This window comes from Paraburkholderia sp. SUR17, assembly GCF_029536165.1.
In the GTDB taxonomy this organism is placed as follows: domain Bacteria; phylum Pseudomonadota; class Gammaproteobacteria; order Burkholderiales; family Burkholderiaceae; genus Paraburkholderia; species Paraburkholderia kururiensis.
This window is the reverse complement of record NZ_CP120508.1, coordinates 509351-529628: the sequence shown is the minus strand read 5'-3', so window position 1 is coordinate 529628 and position 20278 is coordinate 509351. Positions and strand designations below refer to the sequence as shown.

The window sequence follows — 20278 nt, the reverse complement described above, 5'->3', positions numbered from 1 at the left end:
CGGGCCCACGCCGGGCACACGTTTCACTGCGCGAGAAACCCGCCGTCCACGGGCAACGCCACGCCGCTAATCATCGAAGCAGCATCGCTCAACAGAAACATCACGGGCGCGGCCACTTCGTGCGGCTCGGCGAAGCGCTTGAGCGGAATGCGTTCGAGCGCCGCCGCGCGCTTCGTCGGCTCGCTCCAGGCCTCGACCGCCATTGGCGTGAGCGTCACCGTGGGATTGACGCTGTTCACGCGAATGCCGTACGGCCCGAGTTCGAGGCACAACACGCGCGTAATCGCATCGAGCGCCGCCTTCGACGCGCAGTAGGCCAGATGCTGATCGAGCGCGGCAAGCGACGCCTGACTCGACACGTTGACGATGCTGCCCGCGCGCTTCGCGTCGATCATGCCGCGCGCCACGTGCCGCGCTACCAGCGCCGCGCCGCGCGCGTTCACGGCCATCAGGCGATCGAAGCCTTCGGCGGTGGTGTCGAGCGCGGGCGCAAGCCCCGTCACGCCCGCGCAGTTCACGAGGCCATCGAACGGACCGAGCGCGGCGAAGGCGTCGGCTATCGCGGCTTCGTCGCTCACGTCGAGCGCGAGCGGCTCGCAGCCCGTTTGCCCGGCCAGTTGTGCGAGCGCCTCCACGTTGCGCGCCGCCGCGACTACCTTCGCGCCGCTGGCGCACAGGCGCTCCACGGTTGTGCGTCCAATGCCGCTCGATGCGCCTGTCACGAGGATCGAGCGTCCGCTGAAATCGAATTGCGTGTTCATGTGGGTTGCAGTCTGTGCATGATCGGCTTGAGCGCCGGGTAGAGGTCTTTGTAGACGTCGTAGCGTTCGGCGTAGAGCGCCTTGCGCGCGACGTCCGGCTGCGCGCGCTCCACGAGCGTGATCCAGCCGCGCTCCGCGGCTTCGTGCGAGGTCACGCCCGCACCCACCGCCGCGAGCAGCGCGGCGCCCATCGCGGCCTCCACGTCCTGCTCGATGGTGAAAACGCGATAGCCCGTGATGTCCGCGATGATCTGCATCCAGAGGTTCGAATGTGCCGCGCCGCCTACCACGATGAGCCGGTCGTCGAGCGAGCGCGCGCCTTGGCGGCCCGCCTCGATGTTGTGCTGCAACGCGAACGACACGCCTTCGAGCACCGCGCGGTACAGATGTGCCCGCGTATGAAAGAGGCTCAGCCCGACGAACGCGCCGCTCGCCTTCGCGTCCCACACGGGGCTGCGCTCGCCCATCAGATACGGCAGAAACGTCACGCCGTCCGAGCCTGCGGGCACGCTGGACGCGGCCTCTTCGAGCAGGCGATGCGCGTCGCCGTGCGACGTGGCGCGCGCAGCCTCGATCTCCGCGTGGCAGAACTGCTCGCGATACCAGGTGACCGACGCGCCCGCCGTGATCGCGCCGCCAAACACGTAGAGGTCGCGCTGCGCGTTGAACACGTGCGGCATGGCCACGAGCCCGTGATGCGCGTCCACCTGCTGATTGATGTAGCCCCAGCACATGCTGGTGCCGATCATCGCCACGTGCTGGCCCGGCTTCGTCACGCCGGCCGCGAAGGTGGCCACGGCCGCGTCCACGCCGCCCGCCACCACGGCCGTACCCGCTTCGAGTCCGAGCGACTCGCACCATTGCGAGAGCAACCCGCCCACCACCTCGGACGACTCCACAAGACGCTCGGGCATCATCGTGGCCGGAATGCCGAGCATGTCGAGCGCCTCGTCGGACCAGTCGCGCCGCGCGATGTCGTAGACCCCGCCGATGTTGCCCGCCGAGCTGTGGTCCACGGCAATCTCGCCCGTGAGCAAATAGATGATGTACGCGTTCGGCGGCAGGAAGTAGCGCGTGTTCGCCCACACGTCCGGCTGATGCTCGCGCAGCCACAGGATCTTCGTGTAGCCGTAGTAGCTGTCCACGCCGTTGCCCGTAATTGCGTAGAGCCGTTCGAGGTCCACGTGCTCGCGTACCCATTCCACTTCGGCCGTGGCGCGGCGGTCCATCCAGATGAGGCACGGGTAGAGCGGGCGCATCTCGTTGTCCACGGCAATGCCCGATCCACCGTACAGGCTGCTCACGCATACCGCCTTGATGTCCGCCGCCGCCACGCCTGCTTCGCGCGCCGTCGCCACGCAACGTGCAATGCACTCGCTCACGGCCTTGAGCCACACCGAAGGCCATTGCTCGGCCCAGAGCGGCTTCGGCGTATCGGGCTGGTAGGCCGAGGCATGCTGCGCCACGATCGCGCCGTTGCGGTCCACGAGCAGCGCCTTGGTGCTTTGCGTGCCGATGTCCACGCCGATGACGTATTCCATGCTGTCTCCGTAGTTCTGCTATTTGCGTGGCTTCATGAGCACCTTGATCGAATCGAGCGAGTTCGCCACCTTGATCGCCTCGTCCCATTCTTCCAGCGAAAAGCCGTGCGTGACAATCCCCTTCGACGTGACGAGCCCGCGCGCGAGCAGGTCGATGGCGATGGGGTAGCAGTACGGCCCCAGGTGCGCGCCGCGCACGTCGAGTTCCTTGCGGTCGCCGATGATCGACCAGTCCACCGTAGCGTCGCTGCCGAATACGGAGAACTCGACGAAGCGGCCCAGCTTGCGGATCAGGTCCATGCCCTGGTTCACGCCCGCGGGCACGCCCGTGGTTTCGATGTAGACGTCGCAGCCGTAGTCGTTGGTGAGCGAGCGCACGATGGCGAGCGCATCTTCGCGCGTGGGATTGATCGTGACGTCCGCGCCGTATTCGCGGGCCAATGCGAGCCGCTCTTCCACGAGGTCGATCACGACGAGTTTCTTCGGCGTCTTGAGGTGCGCCACCTGCGTCATCATGAGCCCGAGCGGCCCGGCGCCCGCGATCACCACCACGTCGTCCAGCTGGACGTCGCCGCGATTGACGGTGTGAATCGCGCACGCGAGCGGTTCGATGATCGCGGCGTCTTCGAGCGAAATGCCGTCGGGAATCTTATGCACGATCGCCGTGGGCGGAATGCGCATGTATTCGGCCATGCCGCCGTCGGCCACTTCGCGCTGAAAGCCGAAGATGTTGTGCACCTCGCACATCCAGTACTGGCCCGAGCGGCAATAGCGGCACTTGCCGCACGGCACGATCTGCTCGGCGATCACGCGTTCGCCCACTTTCACGCCGAAGTGCTCGGCGGCGCCCTCGCCCACTTCTTCCACGTAGCCGAAGAACTCGTGGCCCGGAATGACGGGTGCCTTCACCCAGGGGCTCGGGCCGCCCCAGAACATCTTTGCGCCCGAATGGCATTTGCAGTCGCTCGCGCAGATGCCGCACGCCGCAATGCGAATCACGAGTTCGTGCGTCCCCGCGCGCGGCCTGCGCACCTGCTCCACGCGATAGTCCTTCGGTGCGTGGCACACGATGGCCGTCATCTGCTGATCGTTGTCTTGAGTCGTCATGGGTTTGCCTGTTGTGTCCAGTTCACGTTCAAACGAAAGAGATTGAGAGAGCACCGCGCCCTTACTTGCGACGTTCGCGGCTGATGTAGATGGCGAGCAGGATGATTCCGCCCTTGATGACGTTCTGCACGTACGGATTCACGCCGACCATGTTCAGACCGTTGTTCAGCACGCCGAGCAACAGCGCGCCAATCAGCGTGCCGACAATCGATCCGCGTCCGCCTGAAATGGACGTGCCGCCCATCACGACGGCCGCGATGGCGTCCAGCTCGAACCCCACGCCCGCGTTCGGCTGCCCGCTCATGAGGCGCGCGGTGAGCACGATGGCGGCGAGCGCCGAGGTGAGTCCCGAGAGCGTGTACACGACGAGCTTCGCGCGCGCCACGCGCACGCCGGAAAGCCGCGTGGCCTGTTCGTTCCCGCCAATCGCGTAGACGTAGCGGCCAAACGGCATGCGTTCGAGCAGCAGCCACGCGAGCAGATAGACCACGAGCATGATGAGCACCGGCGCCTGGATGCCGAACACCTTGCCGCTGCCGAAGAAGCCGACCCAGTCGGGCAGGCCGTCGATGGGATAGCCGCCCGTGTAGATGAGCGCGAGACCGCGCGCCACGCCCATGGTGGCCAGCGTCACGATGATGGGCGGCATGCCCGCGAAGGCGACGAAGAAGCCGTTGGCCACGCCGAACCCGAGCCCCACGGCAATGCCCACCACGAGCGCCGCCACCGCGTTCATGCCGGCCACCATGAGCCCTGCGGCCAGCGTGCCGGAGAGCGCCATCACGGAGCCCACCGAGAGGTCGATGCCGCCCGTCAGAATCACGCAGGTCATGCCCACCGCGATGATCGCGTTGATGGAGACCTGCCGCAGCACGTTTTCGAGGTTCGACGCGGAGAGAAAGCTGCTGCTCGCGAACATCATCGCGACGCAGACCACGACGAGTCCGACGAACGGATAGAACAGCGTGGAGCGACGCAGCGCGTGCCAGATGCGATGCAACGAAAGCGGCTCTGGTTCGCGGCGCACCGACAAGGTCGATGCACCTGTGCCGGATGCCGATGCTGAAGAAGAAGGTTCGTTACGCAGATTCATGTTGCACTCCGGATGCGCCAGAGGTCGCATAAGTCATCACGATGTTCGGATCGATGTCGTCGCCTTCGAGCGTCGCTTCGATGCGGCCTTGCCGGAATACGGCGACGCGGTCGCACATGCCCACGATCTCGGGCAGCTCCGACGAAATCATCACGATCGAATAGCCGCGCGCCGTGAGTTCGCGCATCAGCTGATAGATCTCGGCCTTCGCGCCCACGTCGATGCCGCGCGTGGGTTCGTCGAAGATCAGGATGTCGGCGTGGTGGTTGAGCCAGCGCGCAATCACCACCTTCTGCTGGTTGCCGCCCGAAAGCGTTTCCACGCGCGTGTCGATGGAAGGCGCCTTCACGCCTACGCGCTTCACCACGTCCGCGGTGGTGCGCGCCTCGCCGCGCCGGTCCACGAAGAAGCGCAGGCTGCGGTACTTGCCGAGGTTGTTGATAGAGATGTTGTGGCGAATCGAGAAGTCCGTGATGAGCCCTTCGGTCTTGCGGCTTTCGGGCAGGACGCCGATGCCCGCGGCGAGCGCATCGGCCGGGTCGGTGAAGTGCGCGGCCTCGCCGCGTACACGCACTTCCCTCACGTGCGCGGGCTCGGCGCCGATCACGGCGAGCGCCGTTTCCGTTCGGCCCGATCCCACGAGTCCCGCGAAACCCAGAATCTCGCCTTCGTGCAGCGTGAAGCGGTTGACCGGTCCGTCGCGATGCAGTTGCAGCGCCTCCACTTCGAGCACCGGCTTCGCGCGGCGCGCATGCGGCGGCGTGACGGGCTTCGGCGGAAAGCTGTTTTCGATGCGCCGCCCCACCATCATCTCCACGAGCCGGCCCACGTCGGTGTCGTGCACTTCCGTCGTGCCCACGTATTGCCCGTCGCGCAGCACCGTGATGCGGTCGCATACCTCGAAGATCTCGTCGAGGTGGTGCGAGATGAAGATCATCGCCACGCCCTGCTGCCGCAGCTCGCGCATGATCGTGAAGAGATGCCCGGCCTCGGCGGGCGTGAGCGTCGCCGTGGGCTCGTCGAGAATCAGGATGCGCGCATCGAGCGAGAGCGCCTTGCCGATTTCCACGAACTGTTGCTGCGCCACCGAAAGCTCGCGCACCGGCACCGTGAGATCGATATCGACGTCGAGCCGCGCGAAGATCTCCGCCGCCGCGCGGCGCATGCGGGCGCGCTCCATCATGCCGAAGCGGTTACGCAACTCGCGTCCCAGAAACATGTTCTCCACGGGGTTCAGGTACGGAATCAGGCTGAACTCCTGAAACACGATGCCTACGCCCGCCGCCACGGCGTCGTGATAGTTCGCGAAGTGGCGCGCCTCGCCGTCGATCACGATGCTGCCCGCATCCGGTTGATAGATGCCGCACAGAATCTTCATGAGCGTCGATTTGCCCGCGCCGTTTTCGCCGAGCAGCGCGTGAATTTCGCCGGGCGCAACGCGCAGGTGAATGTCCTGCAGCGCCGTCACGCCGGGAAAGCGCTTCGTGATGCCGTCGAGCTGCAATATCGGTTCCATTGCCTCTTCACCTCTCGCTTTGCCTGCGGCGCGCGGGTTCACGCAGCGCGCCGCAAGCGTTCACGCTTACCAGCTAAAGCCCTTCGCGTTGTCCTTGTCGACGAGCTTCACGTCGACCGGAATCGTCTTCGGCACATTGGCGCCCCACTTCTTCGCGAGCGCAATGCCGATGGCAATGCGGATCTGGTCACGCGGAAACTGCGCGGAGGTTTCGATGAATTTCGAGTTCGGCTTCTGGATGGCGGCGATGGCTTCGGGCGCGCCGTCCACGCTCGTGAGCTTGATGTCCTTGCCCGAGGATTCGATGGCCGAGAGCGCGCCCATCGACCCGCCGTCGTTCACGCTGAAGATGCCCTTCAGGTTCGAATGCGCCTGGATCATGTTCTCCGTGACGGAGAGCGCCGTGGCGCGCTCCTGCTTGCCGTTCTGCGTGTCCACCACCTTCACGTTCGGGAACTTCGCGAGCGCCGACTTGCAGCCGCGCACGCGTTCGAGAATGGGCACCACGGGAATGCCGTCGAGAATCGCCACTTCGCCGCTGCCGCCAATCGCTTTTGCGAGGTACTCGCACGACATGGCGCCCGCGTCGAAATTGCGCGAGCCGACGAACGAATCGACGGGGCCGTTCGCGTTGGCGTCCACAGCCACCACCACGACGCCCGCCTTCTTCGCCGACGTGACGGCGGACTGAATGCCCGTGGAATCCGTCGGGTTCACGAGCAGGATGTCGATCTTCTTCTGCAGCATGTCTTCCACGTCGCTCACCTGCTTGCTCACGTCGTGATGCGCGTCCGTCACCACGACCTGCGCGCCGATGGTGGCGGCCGCGTCGTTGAGCGCTTTTTGCATCGTCACGAAGTACGGGTTGTTGAGTTCCTGGAACGTCATGCCGATCTTGAGCGGCGCGGCGTTCGCAGCGGGCACGGCGCCCGCCATGAGGCCGAGCGCGAGCGCGGCGCATGCAGCAAGCGGACGCAGCGAGCGCAGCCGATGCAACCGATGCAAGGAAGGGCACGCGGGCGATGCAGTGGAAGAAAGATGCGTCATGGTCGTCTCCGTTTTTGAGTGTGAGTCATCCCGTCGCGCGGCCGGCGGCAGCGCGAGGTGGTGCAACTGCGGTGAAGAAAGGAAAGCGCGGGCGGGCGCTCAGCCCGGTGGAGCGGCGCCTGGCAAGGCACCCGGCGCGCGCAGGCCCAGCGAGCCCGGCGGGCGCGTGCTGGCCTGCGGAGCCGGCACGATGTCAGGCGCCCCGGCGATGCCCGTGCCGCGCGCGGCAGCTTCTTCGGATGCGGCGCGGCTTGCGTCGTTCATCTGCTGGTAGCGGCGGAACATGGAAGGCGCCATGCCCTTGGCGGCGAGGAATTGGCGGTTGAAGTTCGAGAGGTTGTTGAAGCCGGTCTTGAAGCAGATGTCCGTGACGCTCAGTTCGGGGTCCATCAGCAACTCGCACGCGAGGTTGATGCGCATGCGGTTCACGTACTGCACGAACGGCAGCCCCGTGTGACGGCGGAAGTAACGCGAAAACGCACTCGGGCTCTGGCCCGCGAGGCGCGCGAGTTCGCCTTCGCGCAAGTCGGTGGCGAGGTTCTTGCCGATGTACGAGAGCACGTGGTTGATGCGCGTGGACGCGAAGCTCGCGGGGTCGATCTGGTACGCGGGGCTCGCGAGCAACTGGCGGTCTGTGGCGTCGAAGAGAATCTGCATCATCGAGAGGAACAGCACGATGCGGCGCAGTCCGCGCGCTTCGAGCAATTCGGCGAAAAGCGGCTGGATCGCAGCGCTCGTAGCAGGCCCGAACTGCACGCCGCGGCGCGAGTCGTCGAGCAGCGGCTGAAGCTGACGCCACTCGGGAAAGCTCTCGGCGCAGTGCGAGACGAACGCCTGGCCAAACTGCACGACGAGATTGCGTTGCGCGATGGTCTCGCCTTCGGGCACGTCGCTCACCCAGTTGTGCGGCAGGTTCGGCCCCATCAGCACGAGATTGCCGGGCGTGAAGCCGCCGATATAGTCGCCCACGAACATCTTGCCCGTGGTCGCGACGATCAGATGGATCTCGAATTCGGGATGAAAGTGCCAACGTACCGTGCGGTACGGATAGCCATGCGACCACACCTTGAACGATTCGTCCCGGCGTACGTCGACTACCTCCAGATCGGGTTGCACGCGTTCCTCCTGATGTCTCTCGTCGAGCGGCCAGCGCATCGAGCGCGGTGGCTTTCTGTTAGGCGAAAAGGTAGTCGCCGGGCGCGCGCGGGGCCACTCGAAATGAGACCCCGGACCGATACTTTTTTGCATTCGGGTTAGTCCCGACGCGTTTCAGGTCAAATTTGGTGCAATGCAACAGCCTGCGCAAAGCGCCGGAGTGCTGCGTGTGCATCTCGCCTTCGTCGGTTTCCTCTCCGTCCAGCCAAGCCTCGCAGACGCTTCTGCGCCGCGCTGCGCCACCGAAACTGGCCGGCCGCGCCTTGACTTTCGTATCGGCGAATACGATCATTCGTTCAAACGTAGAGCAATTGTTCTGATTGCGCGCAACTTGCCCGCTCGCGAACCTCACGCTCAATTCGCCATAGAACGCACAGACGCACGCCGGTCGTGCGTCATCACGTGCGCATGCCCTTCAGGAGACGCTCATGAACACCGAACGCAGCGGTGCGAACGTGATCCTGCACATCGGTGCAGGGTCGTTTCATCGCGCGCATCAGGCCTGGTATCTGCATCGCGTGAACGAGTCGCGCACGCCTAACCAGCCCGACGAGCCCGACTGGTCGCTCACCGTCGGCAACATTCGCGGCGACATGAACGCCGTGCTCGACGCGCTCGCCGCGCAGTCCGGCGTCTACACGCTGGAAACCGTGACGCCGCAGGGCGAGCGCGCGTACGAGACGATCCGCTCGATTCGCCGCGTGCTGCCCTGGGCCGCGGACCTCGCGCCGCTCGTCGAAGCGGGCGCGGACCCCGCCTGCAAGATCATCTCGTTCACGGTGACGGAAGGCGGCTACTACCTCGACGAACACGACCGGCTCGACACGGCGAACCCCGATCTCGCGGCAGACCTCGCCGGTGGAAGCACCACGATCTACGGCGCGCTCGCCGTCATCCTCGAAGAGCGCATGCGCCGCAACGCGGGCCCCGTCACGCTGCAAAGCTGCGACAACCTGCGCAGCAACGGCAAGCGCTTTCGCGCGGGCATGACGGAGTTTCTCGACCGCCGCGGCGCGACCGCGCTGCGTCAGTGGTTCGACAGCCACACGGCGTGCCCCGAATCGATGGTGGACCGCATCACGCCACGCCCCACGCCCGACGTGCGCGAGCGCGTGCTCGCGGCAACCGGCGTGGACGACGCGTGCCCCGTGATGGGCGAGGCGTTCATCCAGTGGGTGATCGAAGATCATTTCATCGCGGGGCGGCCCGCGTGGGAGCGCGCGGGCGCGGAGCTGGTCGAGTCGGTCATGCCTTACGAGGAAGCGAAGATCCGCATTCTCAACGCGAGCCATAGCTGCATTGCGTGGGCGGGCACGCTCGTGGGCCTCGCCTACATCCACGAAGGCACCGCCGATGTCGATATCCGCCAGTTCGCGCACGACTACGTGACCGAAGACGTGATCCCGTGTCTCACGCCCAGCCCGATCGACCTCGCGCGCTATCGCGACGTGGTGCTCGAACGCTTCGGCAATCCGTTCATTCAGGACACGAACCAGCGCGTGGCCGCAGACGGCTTCTCGAAGATTCCCGGCTTCATTGCACCCACGCTCGCGCAACGCATCGACGCAGGCATGCAGCCCACCGCAACCGCGGTATTGCCTGCGCTGTTCTTCCGCTTCCTCGAGCGCTGGCAGCGTGGCGAATTGCCGTACACGTATCAGGACGGCGTGATGGACGAACGCGCGGTGCGTGCCGTATTCGCCGCAGCCGACCCGCTCGCCGCGTTCGCCGCCGACCGTCTGCTATGGGGCCGCATGGCGGGCACGGCAGCGCTTGAAGGTGCGCTGCGTGTGGCGCTTGCCCGCGTCGACGCGTGGCTCGCCAAACGAAACGCTGACGGCCGCGCATAGGGCCGAATGGGGTGAATGCGCATGGCGACACGCACGGCATGCGGCTAAAGTAGCGCATCTCCTAACGACGAAGTTTGAGCGCTCATGTACCTCGGCATCGACCTCGGCACGTCCGAAGTGAAAGTCCTGCTGCTCGCCGCCGACGGCCGCGTGGTCGGTACGGCGGGCACGCCGTTTTCGGTCTCGCGCCCGCGTCCGCGCTGGTCCGAACAGAATCCCGCGGACTGGTGGGCCGGCACGCTCAGCGCGCTGCGCACGCTGCGCGAGCGGCATCCGCAGGCGTATGCGCAGGTGCGCGGCATCGGCCTTTCGGGACAGATGCACGGCGCCGTGCTGCTTGATGCGCACGACCGCGTGCTGCGTCCCGCGATTCTCTGGAACGACATGCGCAGCGTGGACGAATGCGCGGAACTCACCGCGCGCACGCCGAAGCTGCACGACATCGCGGGCAATCTCGCCATGCCCGGCTTCACCGCGCCAAAGCTGCTATGGGTGGCGCGCCACGAGCCGCACGTCTTTCGCGAAACGGCCTGCGTGCTGCTGCCGAAAGACTATCTGCGTCTCAAGCTGACAGGCGGCAAGGTGTCCGATCCGTCCGACGCCGCCGGCACGCTCTGGCTCGACGTCGCCAAGCGCGACTGGTCTGACGCGCTGCTCGCGGCCTGCGACATGCGCCGCTCGCAGATGCCGCGTCTTGCCGAAGGCAGCGCGCCTTCGGGCACGTTGCTGCCCAACGTCGCGCGCGAACTGGGCCTCTCGCCGGAAGTGATCGTCGCGGCGGGCGGCGGCGACAACGCGACGAGCGCCATCGGCATCGGCGCCACGCAACCGGGCGACGGCTTCGTTTCACTCGGCACCTCGGGCGTGCTGTGCGTGGTGGGCGACCGTTTCCGGCCCAATCCCGCGTCGGCCGTGCACGCGTTCTGTCACGCGATTCCCGACCGCTGGCATCAGATGAGCGTGGTGCTTTCCGCCGCAAGCTGCCTGCGCTGGGTCTGCAAGCTCACCTCCACCGACGAACCCACGCTGCTCGCCGAAGTCGAGCAGCTTTCACCCGACGCGCTCGCCACCGCGCCGCTCTTTTTGCCCTATCTCTCGGGCGAGCGCACGCCGCACAACGACCCGTATGCGCAGGGCGTGTTCTTCGGCATGACGCACGCAACGGACCGCGCGCTGCTCGGCTACGCCGTGCTGGAAGGCGTGACGCTCGCGCTCACCGACGGTCTCGACGCGCTGCGTGCCGCGGGCACCGAAACGGGTCCGCTTTCGATGCTGGGCGGCGGCGCGCGCAGCCGCTACTGGGCGCAACTGCTCGCCGATGCGTTCGACACGCCCACGCGCCAGCACGGCGGCGGCGAAACGGGTGCGGCACTGGGCGCGGCGCGCCTCGGCTGGCTCGCGGCCGGCGGCGACCCGCACGTGGTGCTGACGAAGCCGCCCGTGCTAGCGGAATTCACGCCGAATCGCGAGCGCCATGTCGCCTTGCGCGCGCGGCTCGACAGTTTTCGCGCGTTGTACCGGCATGTGCGTCCGCTCTTCGATCCGTCACGAGAGCGGCTCGCCTAGCCTCGCGTCGCGTCACGCACTTGCCACGCGCAACGTGACGCGAGTGCTTCCGAAGCACCGAAGACGCCCTTCCCGCCGCTGGTATAGTCCCGCATCCGGTAAAGCCAGCAGGCGCCGCCCAGGTCTTTCGAGACGAATCATCGTGCCCAAGTCATCCGAAAAACTCGACCTCGCTACTCGCGCCGCGTGGCTCTACTACGTGGCGGGCAACACGCAGAACGAAATTGCCGAGAAGTTGCAGGTCTCGCGGCCCGTCGCGCAGCGGCTCGTGGCGTTCGCGGTCGAAAAGAACCTGATCCGGGTGCGCGTGGATCATCGGCTCGCCGATTGCCTCGCGCTTGCCGACCGTCTCTCGAAGCGCTACGGCCTCGCCGTGTGCGAGGTGGTGCCCGTAGACGACGACAGCCCCGAAGAGATCGACCGGAAGCTCGCCGTGGCCGGCGCCCAGGTCATGGAGCGCTACCTCACCGAAGAAAAGCCGATGGTGATCGCCGTGAGCAGCGGCCGCACGCTGAAGGCCGCCGTCGATCAGATCGCGCAGCTCGACCGTCCGCAGCACCGGCTCGTTTCGATGGTGGGCGCGATTGCGCAAGACGGCTCGTCGAACCGCTACGACGTCGCGCTGCATATTTCGGAGAAGACGGGCGGCAAGCACTTTCTGCTGCCGGCGCCGCTCATTGCCGACAACGAGGCCGAACGCGCGCAATGGTGCAATCACCGGCTCTATCGGATCGTGGAAGGGCTCTCGGGTGAAGCGGACGTGGCGTTCGTGGGCATCGGCAACATCGGGCCGAACTGTCCGCTGCACGAAGACGGCTTCATTACTTCAGCCGAAGTGCGCGAGTTGACGCAACTGGGCGCGGTTGCAGAAATGCTGGGCTTGCCGATCGACGCTTCCGGCCGTCGCGTGGAATCGCCCACGGGACGGCGCGTGACGAGCATCCGGCTGGATTCGCCGCCTCTCCGCCCCACCATCGGCTTTGCGGGCGGCGAGCGCAAGCGCCAGGCGGTGCTCGCGGCGCTCAAGGGCGGCTGGCTCTCGGGGCTCGTCACCGACGAGCTTTCGGCACAGGCGGCGCTGGAAGAGAGCCTTTAATGGCTCTTGAATGGCTCTTGAATGGCTCTTGAATGGCTCTTGAATGGCTCTTGAACGGCTCTTTAATCGCTCTTGAACGGCCCTCTCCATCGCGCCGGCTTCAATCCGGTATCAAGCCGATGTCAAGCCGATGTCAAGCCGATGTCAAGCCGATATCAAGCCGATATCAAGCCGCCAGCACCTCCACGATCTTGCGCGCGAACGCCTGCCCGTTTGCATCGAACAGATGGCAATGCTCGGGGGCAGCGCCCAGCATCAGCGTCTCACCGTGCTCGTGCTTTTCGAGCGGCGGAATGCGTGCAATCAGCCCTTCCGGCGCCACCGACGACTCCGCGTACAGATAAGCCGCGTCGCCGAGCGACTCCACCGTCATCGTGCGGGCGCTCACGCCGTACTCGCCCGCGCCCACGTGCAGGTGCTCGGGCCGAATGCCCACGGACACCTTGTCGCCCTCGCGCGCCGCGCCCGGCTCTACGGCAACCTTCTGCGTCTCGCCCGTCGCGTAGGCCACGAGTACGCCATCGCGCGATACGGACCGCACCACGCCGTCGAGGAAATTCATCTTCGGCGAGCCGATGAAGCCCGCCACGAAGCGATTGGCCGGCGCGTGATAGAGCAGGTTCGGCGAGCCCACCTGTTCGACGTTGCCCGCGGAGAGCACGACGATCTTGTCGGCGAGCGTCATGGCTTCCACCTGATCGTGCGTCACGTAGATCATCGTGGTCTTCAGCTCGTCGTGCAGACGCGCGAACTCGAGGCGCATCTTCACGCGCAGCGCGGCGTCCAGGTTCGAGAGCGGCTCGTCGAACAGGAAGACCTTCGGCTTGCGCGTGATCGCGCGGCCAATGGCGACGCGTTGACGCTGGCCGCCCGACAGCTGCTTCGGCTTGCGGTCGAGCAGATGGTCGATGTGCAGGATCTTCGCGGCGTTCTTCACGGCCGCATCGATCTCGGGCTTCTTCGCGCCCGCGAGCTTGAGGCCGAAGGCCATGTTGTCGTAGAGCGTCATGTGCGGATAGAGCGCGTACGACTGGAACACCATCGCGATGCCGCGCTTGGCGGGCGGCACTTCGTTCATGCGCGAGCCGTCGATCATGAGGTCGCCCCCGCTGATTTCTTCGAGCCCCGCGATCATGCGCATCAGCGTGGATTTCCCGCATCCGCTCGGGCCGACGAACACGACGAACTCGCCGTCGGCGATGTCGAGGTTCACGTTGCGCAGCACTTCGTTGTCGTCGTAGCGCTTGTTCACGTTACGCAGGGTCACGCTTGCCATGATGTGTCTCCGAATTTTGCGGGTGTTGCGGGTACTGCTTGTACTGCCCGTTGCACTTTCCGTCGTCTCGCACTGAGGCGCTGTCTCGCGAGACTCAATACGAGCCCACTGCCGCACGCTGCTGCCACTGCGCGGCAAGCGCGGGCAGCTCGCGCATGTCGTCGAATACGTAATGCGCGCCGGCGGACTGCAGCGCGCTCGCCTGGTGCCTGCCCACATGCGTGCCGCCGATGAAACCCAGCACCGTCATGCCGGCCGCGCTCGCGGCCGTCACGCCCGTCACGCTGTCTTCCACCACGAGGCACGCGTGCGGCGCGAGACCCAGCCCTTGCGCCGCAGCCAGATAAACGTCGGGCGCGGGCTTGGGCTGCGCGACGGCGTCCGCGCAAAAGAGCCGCTCGCCGAAAAACGTGGCGAGCCCCGTGCGCGCCAGCACGGTGCGCACGTAGGCGCGGTAGCTGTTGCTCGCGCAGGCCTTGGTGAACGGAATCTGCTCGAGCGCGGCCGCCACGCCTTGCACGGTGGGCGCATCCACGGCGGCGGCTTCCACGGTGCTGCGGATGGCCGCCACTTCGTCATCGCCCAACGTCCTGCCAAGCTGGCCCGCCGCGCCTTGCAGCACACGCTCGATGCGCAGGCCGAGCAGCGGCATGACGACCGGCTCCACTGCGGCGTCGGGCCAGCGCGCTTCGAGTTCGCGCACCAGCACGCGCGCCGCCACGGCTTCGCTGTCGATCAGCACGCCGTCGCAGTCGCAGATCAGCGCGAGCGCAGTGGCATCGCGCGCTGCCGTCGTTACCGCTGCCGTCATTTGACCGCCCCGAACGTGAGGCCGCGCACCAGCTGCTTCTGCGAAAGCCAGCCGACGATCAGAATGGGCGCCACCGCGAGCAGCGAAGCGGCCGAAAGCTTCGCCCAGAACAACCCTTCAGGGCTCGAATACGACGCGATGAATACGGTCAACGGCGCCGCGTGGGAACTCGACAGATTGATGCTCCAGAACGCCTCGTTCCACGAGAGGATCACGAGCAAGAGCGCCGTCGAGGCGAGCCCCGGCAACGCCATCGGCATCAGCAGATAGACGATTTCCTGCCAGGTCGCGGCGCCGTCGATGCGGCCCGCTTCCAGGATGTCGCGCGGTATCTCGTTGAAGTACGTGAAGGCCATCCACACCGCAATGGGCAGATTGATGAGCGAGTAGACGATCACGAGGCCCCACACCGTATCCAGCAGGCCGCTGTTTTTCCAGAGCACGTAGATGGGCACGAGCACGCCGACGGACGGCATCATCTTCGTCGAGAGCATCCACAGCAGGATCTTCTGCGTGCGGTGGTCGGGGAAGAACGCCATCGCGTAAGCCGCGGGCACCGCGAACAGCAGGCAGATCACGGTGACGCCCACGGAGATCAGCACCGAATTCCAGGCGAACGCGAAGTAGTCGCTGCGTGCGAAGACCTCGCGGAAGCTCTCCAGCGTCGGCATGAAGAAAAGCGTCGACGCGTACGCCTGCTGTTCGGTCTTGAACGCCGTAATGGCCATCCAGAAGATCGGGAAGAACAGCAGCAGCGCGATTAGCCACGCGAGAATGCCCGGAATGCTGCGGCGGATCATGGCGAGCGGCGAAGCGCCGGGCGCGCGCGCCACCGCAGCGGAAGGCGTGGAAGAAGCGGCAAGCTGGCTCATTTTTCGTACTCCCCTTTCAGGTTCCTCGCGAGCATGCGCACGAGGAAGAACGACACGATGTTCGCGAGCACCACGGCGAGAATGCCGCCCGCCGACGCAATGCCGACGTCGAACTGCTGCAGGCCCATCGAATAGATCAGATACGAGAGGTTGGTCGTGGCGTTGCCAGGACCGCCGCCTGTCGTCGTGTAGATCTCCGCGAAGATCGAGAGCAGGAAGATGGTCTCCATCATGACCACCACGGCGATGGCGCGCTTCAGGTGCGGCAGCGTGATGTAGAAGAACATTGAGAAAGCCCCGGCGCCGTCGATGCGCGCCGCTTCCTTCTGTTCCTGGTCGAGCGACTGGATGGCCGTGAAGAGGATCAGGAACGCGAACGGCAGCCACTGCCACGCCACGATCATGATGACGGCCGTGAGCGGGTACTGGGCAAACCAGTCGATGGGCGTGAGGCCCAGCGCGCGCATGCCCGCGGCCACGAGTCCGTAGACCGGGTGCAGGATCATGTTCTTCCAGATCAGCGCGCTCACCGTGGGCATCACGAAGAACGGCGCGATGGCGAGCAGCCGCGCCACGCCCTGGCCGTAGAACTTGCGGTCGAACAGCACCGCCATCAGCACGCCGCCCACCACGGTAATCACCAGCACCGCGCCGATCAGTTCGAGCGTGTGGGCGATGGAGGGCAGGAACGACGGGTCGGTGGCGAGAAAACGGTAGTTGTCGAGGCCCGCGAAGCCCTTCACATCAGGGTTCAGCAGGTTGTAGCGCGAGAACGAATACCAGATGGTCATCGCGAGCGGAATGGCCATCCAGAGCAGCAGGACTGCGACGGACGGCGTCATCAGCCAGCGCGACGGCCGGCGCTTGCCGACTTCGCTCGCCTCTACGGTGGTTTCGCGGTGGACGTGCATGAGGGGGAGATGGAGATGACGCATGATCGTGACCACCCTTCGGTTGGAACGGACCCGGAAGTGCTGCGGCCCGCTCGGGTGCTACGGGTTCCGGCTGCGACGCAACATGCCAAGTACGATTGCGCCGCTGCCGGAACGCTTGCTGCGGGTTACTTCAAGTCACTTCAAGTTACTTCAGATAGCCGGCCTGGCGCACGGCGCGATCCGCCGTGGCGTTGCCGGCCTGGAGTGCCTGGTCGACCGACATCTGGCCTGCCAGCGCACCGGCAATGCTTTGACCCACCACGGTACCGAACGACTGGAACTCAGGGATGCCAACGAATTGCACGCCCGTGTACGGCACCTTTTGTGCGGTCGGCGAATTCGGGTCGGCGGTCTGGATCGCCTTCAGCACGAACTCGGAGAACGGCGCCGCCTGCTTGTACTCCGCGCGCTGATAGGTGGATTCACGCGTACCCGGCGGCACCGACGCCCAGCCCTCGTCTTTGGCCACCATCTCGATGTAGCCCTTCGACGTGGCCCACGTGATGAACTTCTTCGCCGCGTCCTGCTGCTTCGAGGACTTCGGGATGGCGAGCGCCCACGACCACAGCCAGTGCGAGCCCTTCGGCGTGACTTCGACCGGCGCCGCGGCAAAGCCGATCTTGTCGGCCACCTGCGACTGCTGCTTGTTGTAGAGCATGCCGGCCGCCACGGTCGCATCGATCCACATGGCGCACTTGCCCGACGACATCAGCGTGAGGTTTTCGTTGAAGCCGTTCGAGCTGGCTCCCGGGGGGCCGTCCTTCTTCAGCAGGTCGACGTAGAAGTTCACCGCCTTCTTCCATTCGGGCGAAGTGAGCTGCGCGTTCCACTTCTCGTCGAACCAGCGGCCGCCGAAGGTGTTCACGAGCGTCGTGACGTAGGCCATGTTCTCGCCCCAGCCGGCCTTGCCGCGCAGGCAGATGCCGTAGGTGCCGCTCGCCTTGTCCGTGAGCTTGTCGGCGAACTGGGCGATCTGGTCGTAGGTGGGCTGGTCGGGCATCTTGAGGCCCTTGGCCGCGAACAGGTCCTTGCGATAGAACGTCATGGAGCTTTCGACGTAGAACGGCAGCGCGTAGAGCGTGCCGTTGTACGAGAGACCGTCGCGCGCGGTCTTCACGACGTCGTTGAGGTCGTAGTCGGCGGGCAGGTTCGACATCGGCGAAAGCCAGCCGCGTTTGCCCCACTGCGGCGTTTCGTAGGTGCCGATCATCATCACGTCGAACTGGCCGCTGTTGGTCGTGATGTCCGTGGTGGCGCGCTGGCGCAGCACGTTCTCTTCGAGAATCACCCAGTTGAGCTTGATGTCCGGATTCGCCTTTTCGAACGCGGGCGAGAGCTTCTTCAGCTCGATCATGTCGGGGTTGTTCAACATGGCGATCGTCACCGTCGCGGCAGAGGCGCTCGCGGCCGCGGCGCATCCGACGGCGCCGACGGCGAACGCCCGAAGCGCGGTTCTCAAGGCTCGTTTCATGACTTGTCTCCTGTATGGACTGCGTTATGGCGGGCCGTCGCAAGGCCCTTCTTGATGGACGGAACAACAGACACCGCGGCCGCGCGCGGCGCGATCTGGATTCAACTTCGGACCTGACTTCGGCCTCGACTTCGGACTCAACTCATCCAGTTGCCGCCGTCGACATTCAGCGTCTGGGCGGTGATGTAGTCGGCGTCGGCGGAAGCGAGAAACAGCGCCGCGCCCGTGAGGTCGCCGGGCAGCCCCATGCGGCCAAGCGGCACGGCTTCGCCCACGAGCCGCTTCTTCTCGCCCACGGGACGGTTCTCGTAGCGGGCGAAGAGCGCATCGACCTGATCCCACATCGGGGTGTCGACCACGCCCGGCGCAATGCCGTTCACGTTGATTCTGTGCGGCGCAAGCGCAAGCGCCGCGGACTGCGTGTAGCTGATGACAGCGGCCTTGGTCGCGCAGTAGTGCGAGACCAGCGCCTCGCCGCGGCGCCCGGCCTGCGACGACATATTGATGATCTTGCCGCCGTCGCCCTGGCTCACCATCTGGCGCGCCACGGCCTGCATGAGGAAGAACAGGCCCTTCACGTTGACGGCGAAGAGCTTGTCGAAGATGTCCCAGGATTCGTCGAGCAGCGGCCGCATGTCGAAGAGCGCCGCGTTGTTGAAGAGCACGTCGATGCGGCCGAAGCGCGCCACGGTGGCGGCAACGATGCGCTCAATATCTTCGCGCCGCGTGACGTCTGCATGAAGGGGGAGCAAGCGGTCGCCGTACTCGCGGGCAAGCTGGGGCGCGATGCCTTCGGCCGGCTTCAGGTCCACGAGTGCGCAACGCGCACCTTCTTCCAGATAGCGCCGGGCCACCGCTTCGCCAATGCCGCTTGCCGCGCCGGTCAGAATCGCAACCTTGTCCTGCAATCGCGCTGCCACTCGCTGTCTCCTGATCGTTCTGCCGTCCACGCAGCGAGCGAACGCCCATCACGCGAACAATTGCTCTGTTTGTGGTCGAATGATCGGATACGAGTCGGATCATGTCAAGGCGCGACGCGACATTTCGATGGTGCAGCGCGCAAGGTCCGCGACATGGCTGTACGGCAGAGGTGCCGAAAGATATTGATACGTTATATCATCCCGATTTCGTGTCGCGCGCCGTCACGAGCCCATGCCGGAAAACGGCGAATGCAACGCCACGGCGCGGCGCGAACGCCGTAGCGAACGCAATCCTTCCTCAACCTCGAAGCCCGGGAATAACCATGAAGACAGCCCACTCGCTGTGGAATCTGCTGCGTCGCAGCATGCGCCTGCCCGCCCTCCTCGCGGCCAGCGCCGCGGCCCTTGCCATGAGCCATGCGGCGCTCGCGCAGGAAAGCAAAGTGCCCGTCGTGGCAGCGGAAAACTTCTACGGCGACGTGGTGCGGCAGATCGGTGGCCGCTACGTGGACGTGACCAGCATCCTCTCGAATCCGGACCAGGATCCGCACCTCTTCGAGGCCAGCCCGAAGACGGCGCGCGCGCTCCAGCAGGCCAGCATCGTGGTCTACAACGGCGCCGACTACGACCCGTGGATGACGAAGCTCCTCGCCGTGTCGAAGAACAGCAAGCGGGCGACGATCGTGGCCGCCGATCTCGTCGGCAAGAAGGCCGGCGACAATCCGCACCTCTGGTACGACCCGGCGACGATGCCGGCCGTGGCGCGCGCCATCGGCTCGGCGCTCTCGGCCGCAGACCCCTCGCACAAGAACGTGTACGATGCCAACCTTGCAACGTTTCTCGGGTCGCTGAAGGGCATCAACGACAAGGTCGCGGCCATGCACGCGCGCTACGCGGGCCAGCCGGTGACGGCCACGGAGCCGGTGTTCGGCTATATGTCCGATGCGATCGGGCTTGCGATGCGCAACCAGCGCTTCCAGCTCGCCACGATGAACGACACGGAAGCGAGCCCCTCGGACATCGCCGCCTTCGAACGCGATCTGCGCGAGCGGCAGGTCCGGGTGCTGATCTATAACAGTCAGGCCACCGAGGCGCTCACGAAACGCATGCTGAAACTCGCGCAGGATTCACACGTGCCGAGCGTGAGCGTCACCGAAACGGAGCCGGCCGGCATGACGTTCCAGCAGTGGATGCTGGCGCAGCTGGACGGGCTCGACAAGGCACTGGCCTCGGGCGCCGCGGCAAAGTAGCTCGCGGTAGC

18 protein-coding genes are annotated in these 20278 nt (G+C 65.6%); 4 read left to right on the top strand and 14 right to left on the bottom strand.

The features are described 5' to 3' along the window. Window positions 1–23: 23 nt before the first annotated feature. The 8 genes from P2869_RS02395 to P2869_RS02360 all read right to left on the bottom strand — a co-directional run bounded on the left by P2869_RS02395 (window position 24) and on the right by P2869_RS02360 (window position 8512). The gene (locus P2869_RS02395) at window positions 24–761 is read right to left on the bottom strand and encodes an SDR family oxidoreductase (RefSeq protein ID WP_277597357.1); all 738 of its coding nucleotides are present in this window, start codon (window positions 759–761) and stop codon (window positions 24–26) included. After that, the gene (locus P2869_RS02390; protein ID WP_277597356.1) at window positions 758–2302 is read right to left on the bottom strand and encodes an FGGY-family carbohydrate kinase; all 1545 of its coding nucleotides are present in this window, start codon (window positions 2300–2302) and stop codon (window positions 758–760) included. Before P2869_RS02390 ends, P2869_RS02395 begins: the two co-directional genes overlap by 4 nt. Before the next feature lie 18 nt (window positions 2303–2320). Beyond that, on the bottom strand, window positions 2321–3409 hold the full coding sequence (locus tag P2869_RS02385; RefSeq protein WP_277597355.1) for an alcohol dehydrogenase catalytic domain-containing protein: 1089 nt from the start codon (window positions 3407–3409) through the stop codon (window positions 2321–2323). Between the two features lie 61 nt (window positions 3410–3470). Then, on the bottom strand, window positions 3471–4502 hold the full coding sequence (locus P2869_RS02380; RefSeq protein WP_277597354.1) for an ABC transporter permease: 1032 nt from the start codon (window positions 4500–4502) through the stop codon (window positions 3471–3473). After that, window positions 4489–6018: a sugar ABC transporter ATP-binding protein gene (locus P2869_RS02375; protein WP_277597353.1), complete on the bottom strand. Its 1530-nt coding sequence runs from the start codon at window positions 6016–6018 to the stop codon at window positions 4489–4491. The genes P2869_RS02380 and P2869_RS02375 overlap by 14 nt, the downstream gene beginning before the upstream one ends. A 66-nt stretch (window positions 6019–6084) precedes the next feature. Continuing rightward, window positions 6085–7065 carry an ABC transporter substrate-binding protein gene (locus P2869_RS02370; protein ID WP_277597352.1) on the bottom strand — a complete coding sequence of 327 codons (981 nt, stop codon included), beginning with the start codon at window positions 7063–7065 and terminating at the stop codon, window positions 6085–6087. Window positions 7066–7164: 99 nt separating this feature from the next. Then, the gene (locus P2869_RS02365) at window positions 7165–8181 is read right to left on the bottom strand and encodes an AraC family transcriptional regulator (protein WP_277597351.1); all 1017 of its coding nucleotides are present in this window, start codon (window positions 8179–8181) and stop codon (window positions 7165–7167) included. A gap of 58 nt (window positions 8182–8239) precedes the next feature. Next, complete coding sequence (locus P2869_RS02360; protein ID WP_277597350.1) at window positions 8240–8512, bottom strand: hypothetical protein; 273 nt, start codon at window positions 8510–8512, stop codon at window positions 8240–8242. A gap of 136 nt (window positions 8513–8648) precedes the next feature. On the opposite strand from P2869_RS02360, the gene dalD reads away from it, so the two are divergent. The 3 genes from dalD (at window position 8649) to P2869_RS02345 (ending at window position 12732) form a co-directional block, all read left to right on the top strand. Beyond that, window positions 8649–10070 (top strand): D-arabinitol 4-dehydrogenase, encoded by a 1422-nt coding sequence (gene dalD, locus P2869_RS02355; protein WP_277597349.1) that lies wholly within the window; start codon window positions 8649–8651, stop codon window positions 10068–10070. Window positions 10071–10154: 84 nt separating this feature from the next. After that, on the top strand, window positions 10155–11636 hold the full coding sequence (gene xylB / locus P2869_RS02350) for a xylulokinase (RefSeq protein ID WP_017772849.1): 1482 nt from the start codon (window positions 10155–10157) through the stop codon (window positions 11634–11636). Between the two features lie 142 nt (window positions 11637–11778). Further along, window positions 11779–12732, top strand: a complete 954-nt coding sequence (locus P2869_RS02345) for a sugar-binding transcriptional regulator (RefSeq protein ID WP_277597348.1) — start codon at window positions 11779–11781, stop codon at window positions 12730–12732. Between the two features lie 166 nt (window positions 12733–12898). Here the strand turns inward: P2869_RS02345 and ugpC are convergent, their stop codons facing one another. The 6 genes from ugpC to P2869_RS02315 form a co-directional block, all read right to left on the bottom strand. Beyond that, window positions 12899–14008: a sn-glycerol-3-phosphate ABC transporter ATP-binding protein UgpC gene (ugpC, locus tag P2869_RS02340; RefSeq protein ID WP_277597347.1), complete on the bottom strand. Its 1110-nt coding sequence runs from the start codon at window positions 14006–14008 to the stop codon at window positions 12899–12901. 94 nt (window positions 14009–14102) lie between these two features. After that, on the bottom strand, window positions 14103–14819 hold the full coding sequence (locus P2869_RS02335) for an HAD family phosphatase (protein WP_277597346.1): 717 nt from the start codon (window positions 14817–14819) through the stop codon (window positions 14103–14105). Continuing rightward, window positions 14816–15619, bottom strand: coding sequence for a carbohydrate ABC transporter permease (locus tag P2869_RS02330; RefSeq protein ID WP_176048921.1), 804 nt, complete (start codon window positions 15617–15619; stop codon window positions 14816–14818). Before P2869_RS02330 ends, P2869_RS02335 begins: the two co-directional genes overlap by 4 nt. 68 nt (window positions 15620–15687) lie before the next feature. Beyond that, entirely contained in the window at window positions 15688–16626 is a 939-nt protein-coding gene (locus P2869_RS02325) for a sugar ABC transporter permease (RefSeq protein ID WP_126876772.1), read from the bottom strand. A gap of 145 nt (window positions 16627–16771) precedes the next feature. Further along, window positions 16772–18097: a sugar ABC transporter substrate-binding protein gene (locus tag P2869_RS02320; protein ID WP_126876771.1), complete on the bottom strand. Its 1326-nt coding sequence runs from the start codon at window positions 18095–18097 to the stop codon at window positions 16772–16774. Window positions 18098–18234: 137 nt separating this feature from the next. After that, a complete protein-coding gene (locus P2869_RS02315) occupies window positions 18235–19017 on the bottom strand; it encodes an L-iditol 2-dehydrogenase (RefSeq protein WP_017772842.1) in 783 nt (260 codons plus the stop codon). A gap of 323 nt (window positions 19018–19340) precedes the next feature. On the opposite strand from P2869_RS02315, the gene P2869_RS02310 reads away from it, so the two are divergent. Beyond that, on the top strand, window positions 19341–20267 hold the full coding sequence (locus tag P2869_RS02310; RefSeq protein ID WP_277597345.1) for a metal ABC transporter solute-binding protein: 927 nt from the start codon (window positions 19341–19343) through the stop codon (window positions 20265–20267). Window positions 20268–20278: the final 11 nt, after the last annotated feature.

What these genes read in the sequence shown, in the direction of transcription:
- P2869_RS02380 (WP_277597354.1), bottom strand. Translation starts at nt 4,502, where the DNA reads ATGAATCTGCGTAACGAACCTTCTTCTTCAGCATCGGCATCCGGCACA.
- P2869_RS02335 (WP_277597346.1), bottom strand. Translation starts at nt 14,819, where the DNA reads ATGACGGCAGCGGTAACGACGGCAGCGCGCGATGCCACTGCGCTCGCG.
- P2869_RS02310 (WP_277597345.1), top strand. Translation starts at nt 19,341, where the DNA reads ATGAAGACAGCCCACTCGCTGTGGAATCTGCTGCGTCGCAGCATGCGC.
- P2869_RS02320 (WP_126876771.1), bottom strand. Translation starts at nt 18,097, where the DNA reads ATGAAACGAGCCTTGAGAACCGCGCTTCGGGCGTTCGCCGTCGGCGCC.
- P2869_RS02370 (WP_277597352.1), bottom strand. Translation starts at nt 7,065, where the DNA reads ATGACGCATCTTTCTTCCACTGCATCGCCCGCGTGCCCTTCCTTGCAT.
- dalD (WP_277597349.1), top strand. Translation starts at nt 8,649, where the DNA reads ATGAACACCGAACGCAGCGGTGCGAACGTGATCCTGCACATCGGTGCA.
- P2869_RS02395 (WP_277597357.1), bottom strand. Translation starts at nt 761, where the DNA reads ATGAACACGCAATTCGATTTCAGCGGACGCTCGATCCTCGTGACAGGC.
- xylB (WP_017772849.1), top strand. Translation starts at nt 10,155, where the DNA reads ATGTACCTCGGCATCGACCTCGGCACGTCCGAAGTGAAAGTCCTGCTG.
- P2869_RS02375 (WP_277597353.1), bottom strand. Translation starts at nt 6,018, where the DNA reads ATGGAACCGATATTGCAGCTCGACGGCATCACGAAGCGCTTTCCCGGC.
- ugpC (WP_277597347.1), bottom strand. Translation starts at nt 14,008, where the DNA reads ATGGCAAGCGTGACCCTGCGTAACGTGAACAAGCGCTACGACGACAAC.
- P2869_RS02360 (WP_277597350.1), bottom strand. Translation starts at nt 8,512, where the DNA reads ATGATCGTATTCGCCGATACGAAAGTCAAGGCGCGGCCGGCCAGTTTC.
- P2869_RS02390 (WP_277597356.1), bottom strand. Translation starts at nt 2,302, where the DNA reads ATGGAATACGTCATCGGCGTGGACATCGGCACGCAAAGCACCAAGGCG.
- P2869_RS02385 (WP_277597355.1), bottom strand. Translation starts at nt 3,409, where the DNA reads ATGACGACTCAAGACAACGATCAGCAGATGACGGCCATCGTGTGCCAC.
- P2869_RS02330 (WP_176048921.1), bottom strand. Translation starts at nt 15,619, where the DNA reads ATGATCCGCCGCAGCATTCCGGGCATTCTCGCGTGGCTAATCGCGCTG.
- P2869_RS02325 (WP_126876772.1), bottom strand. Translation starts at nt 16,626, where the DNA reads ATGCGTCATCTCCATCTCCCCCTCATGCACGTCCACCGCGAAACCACC.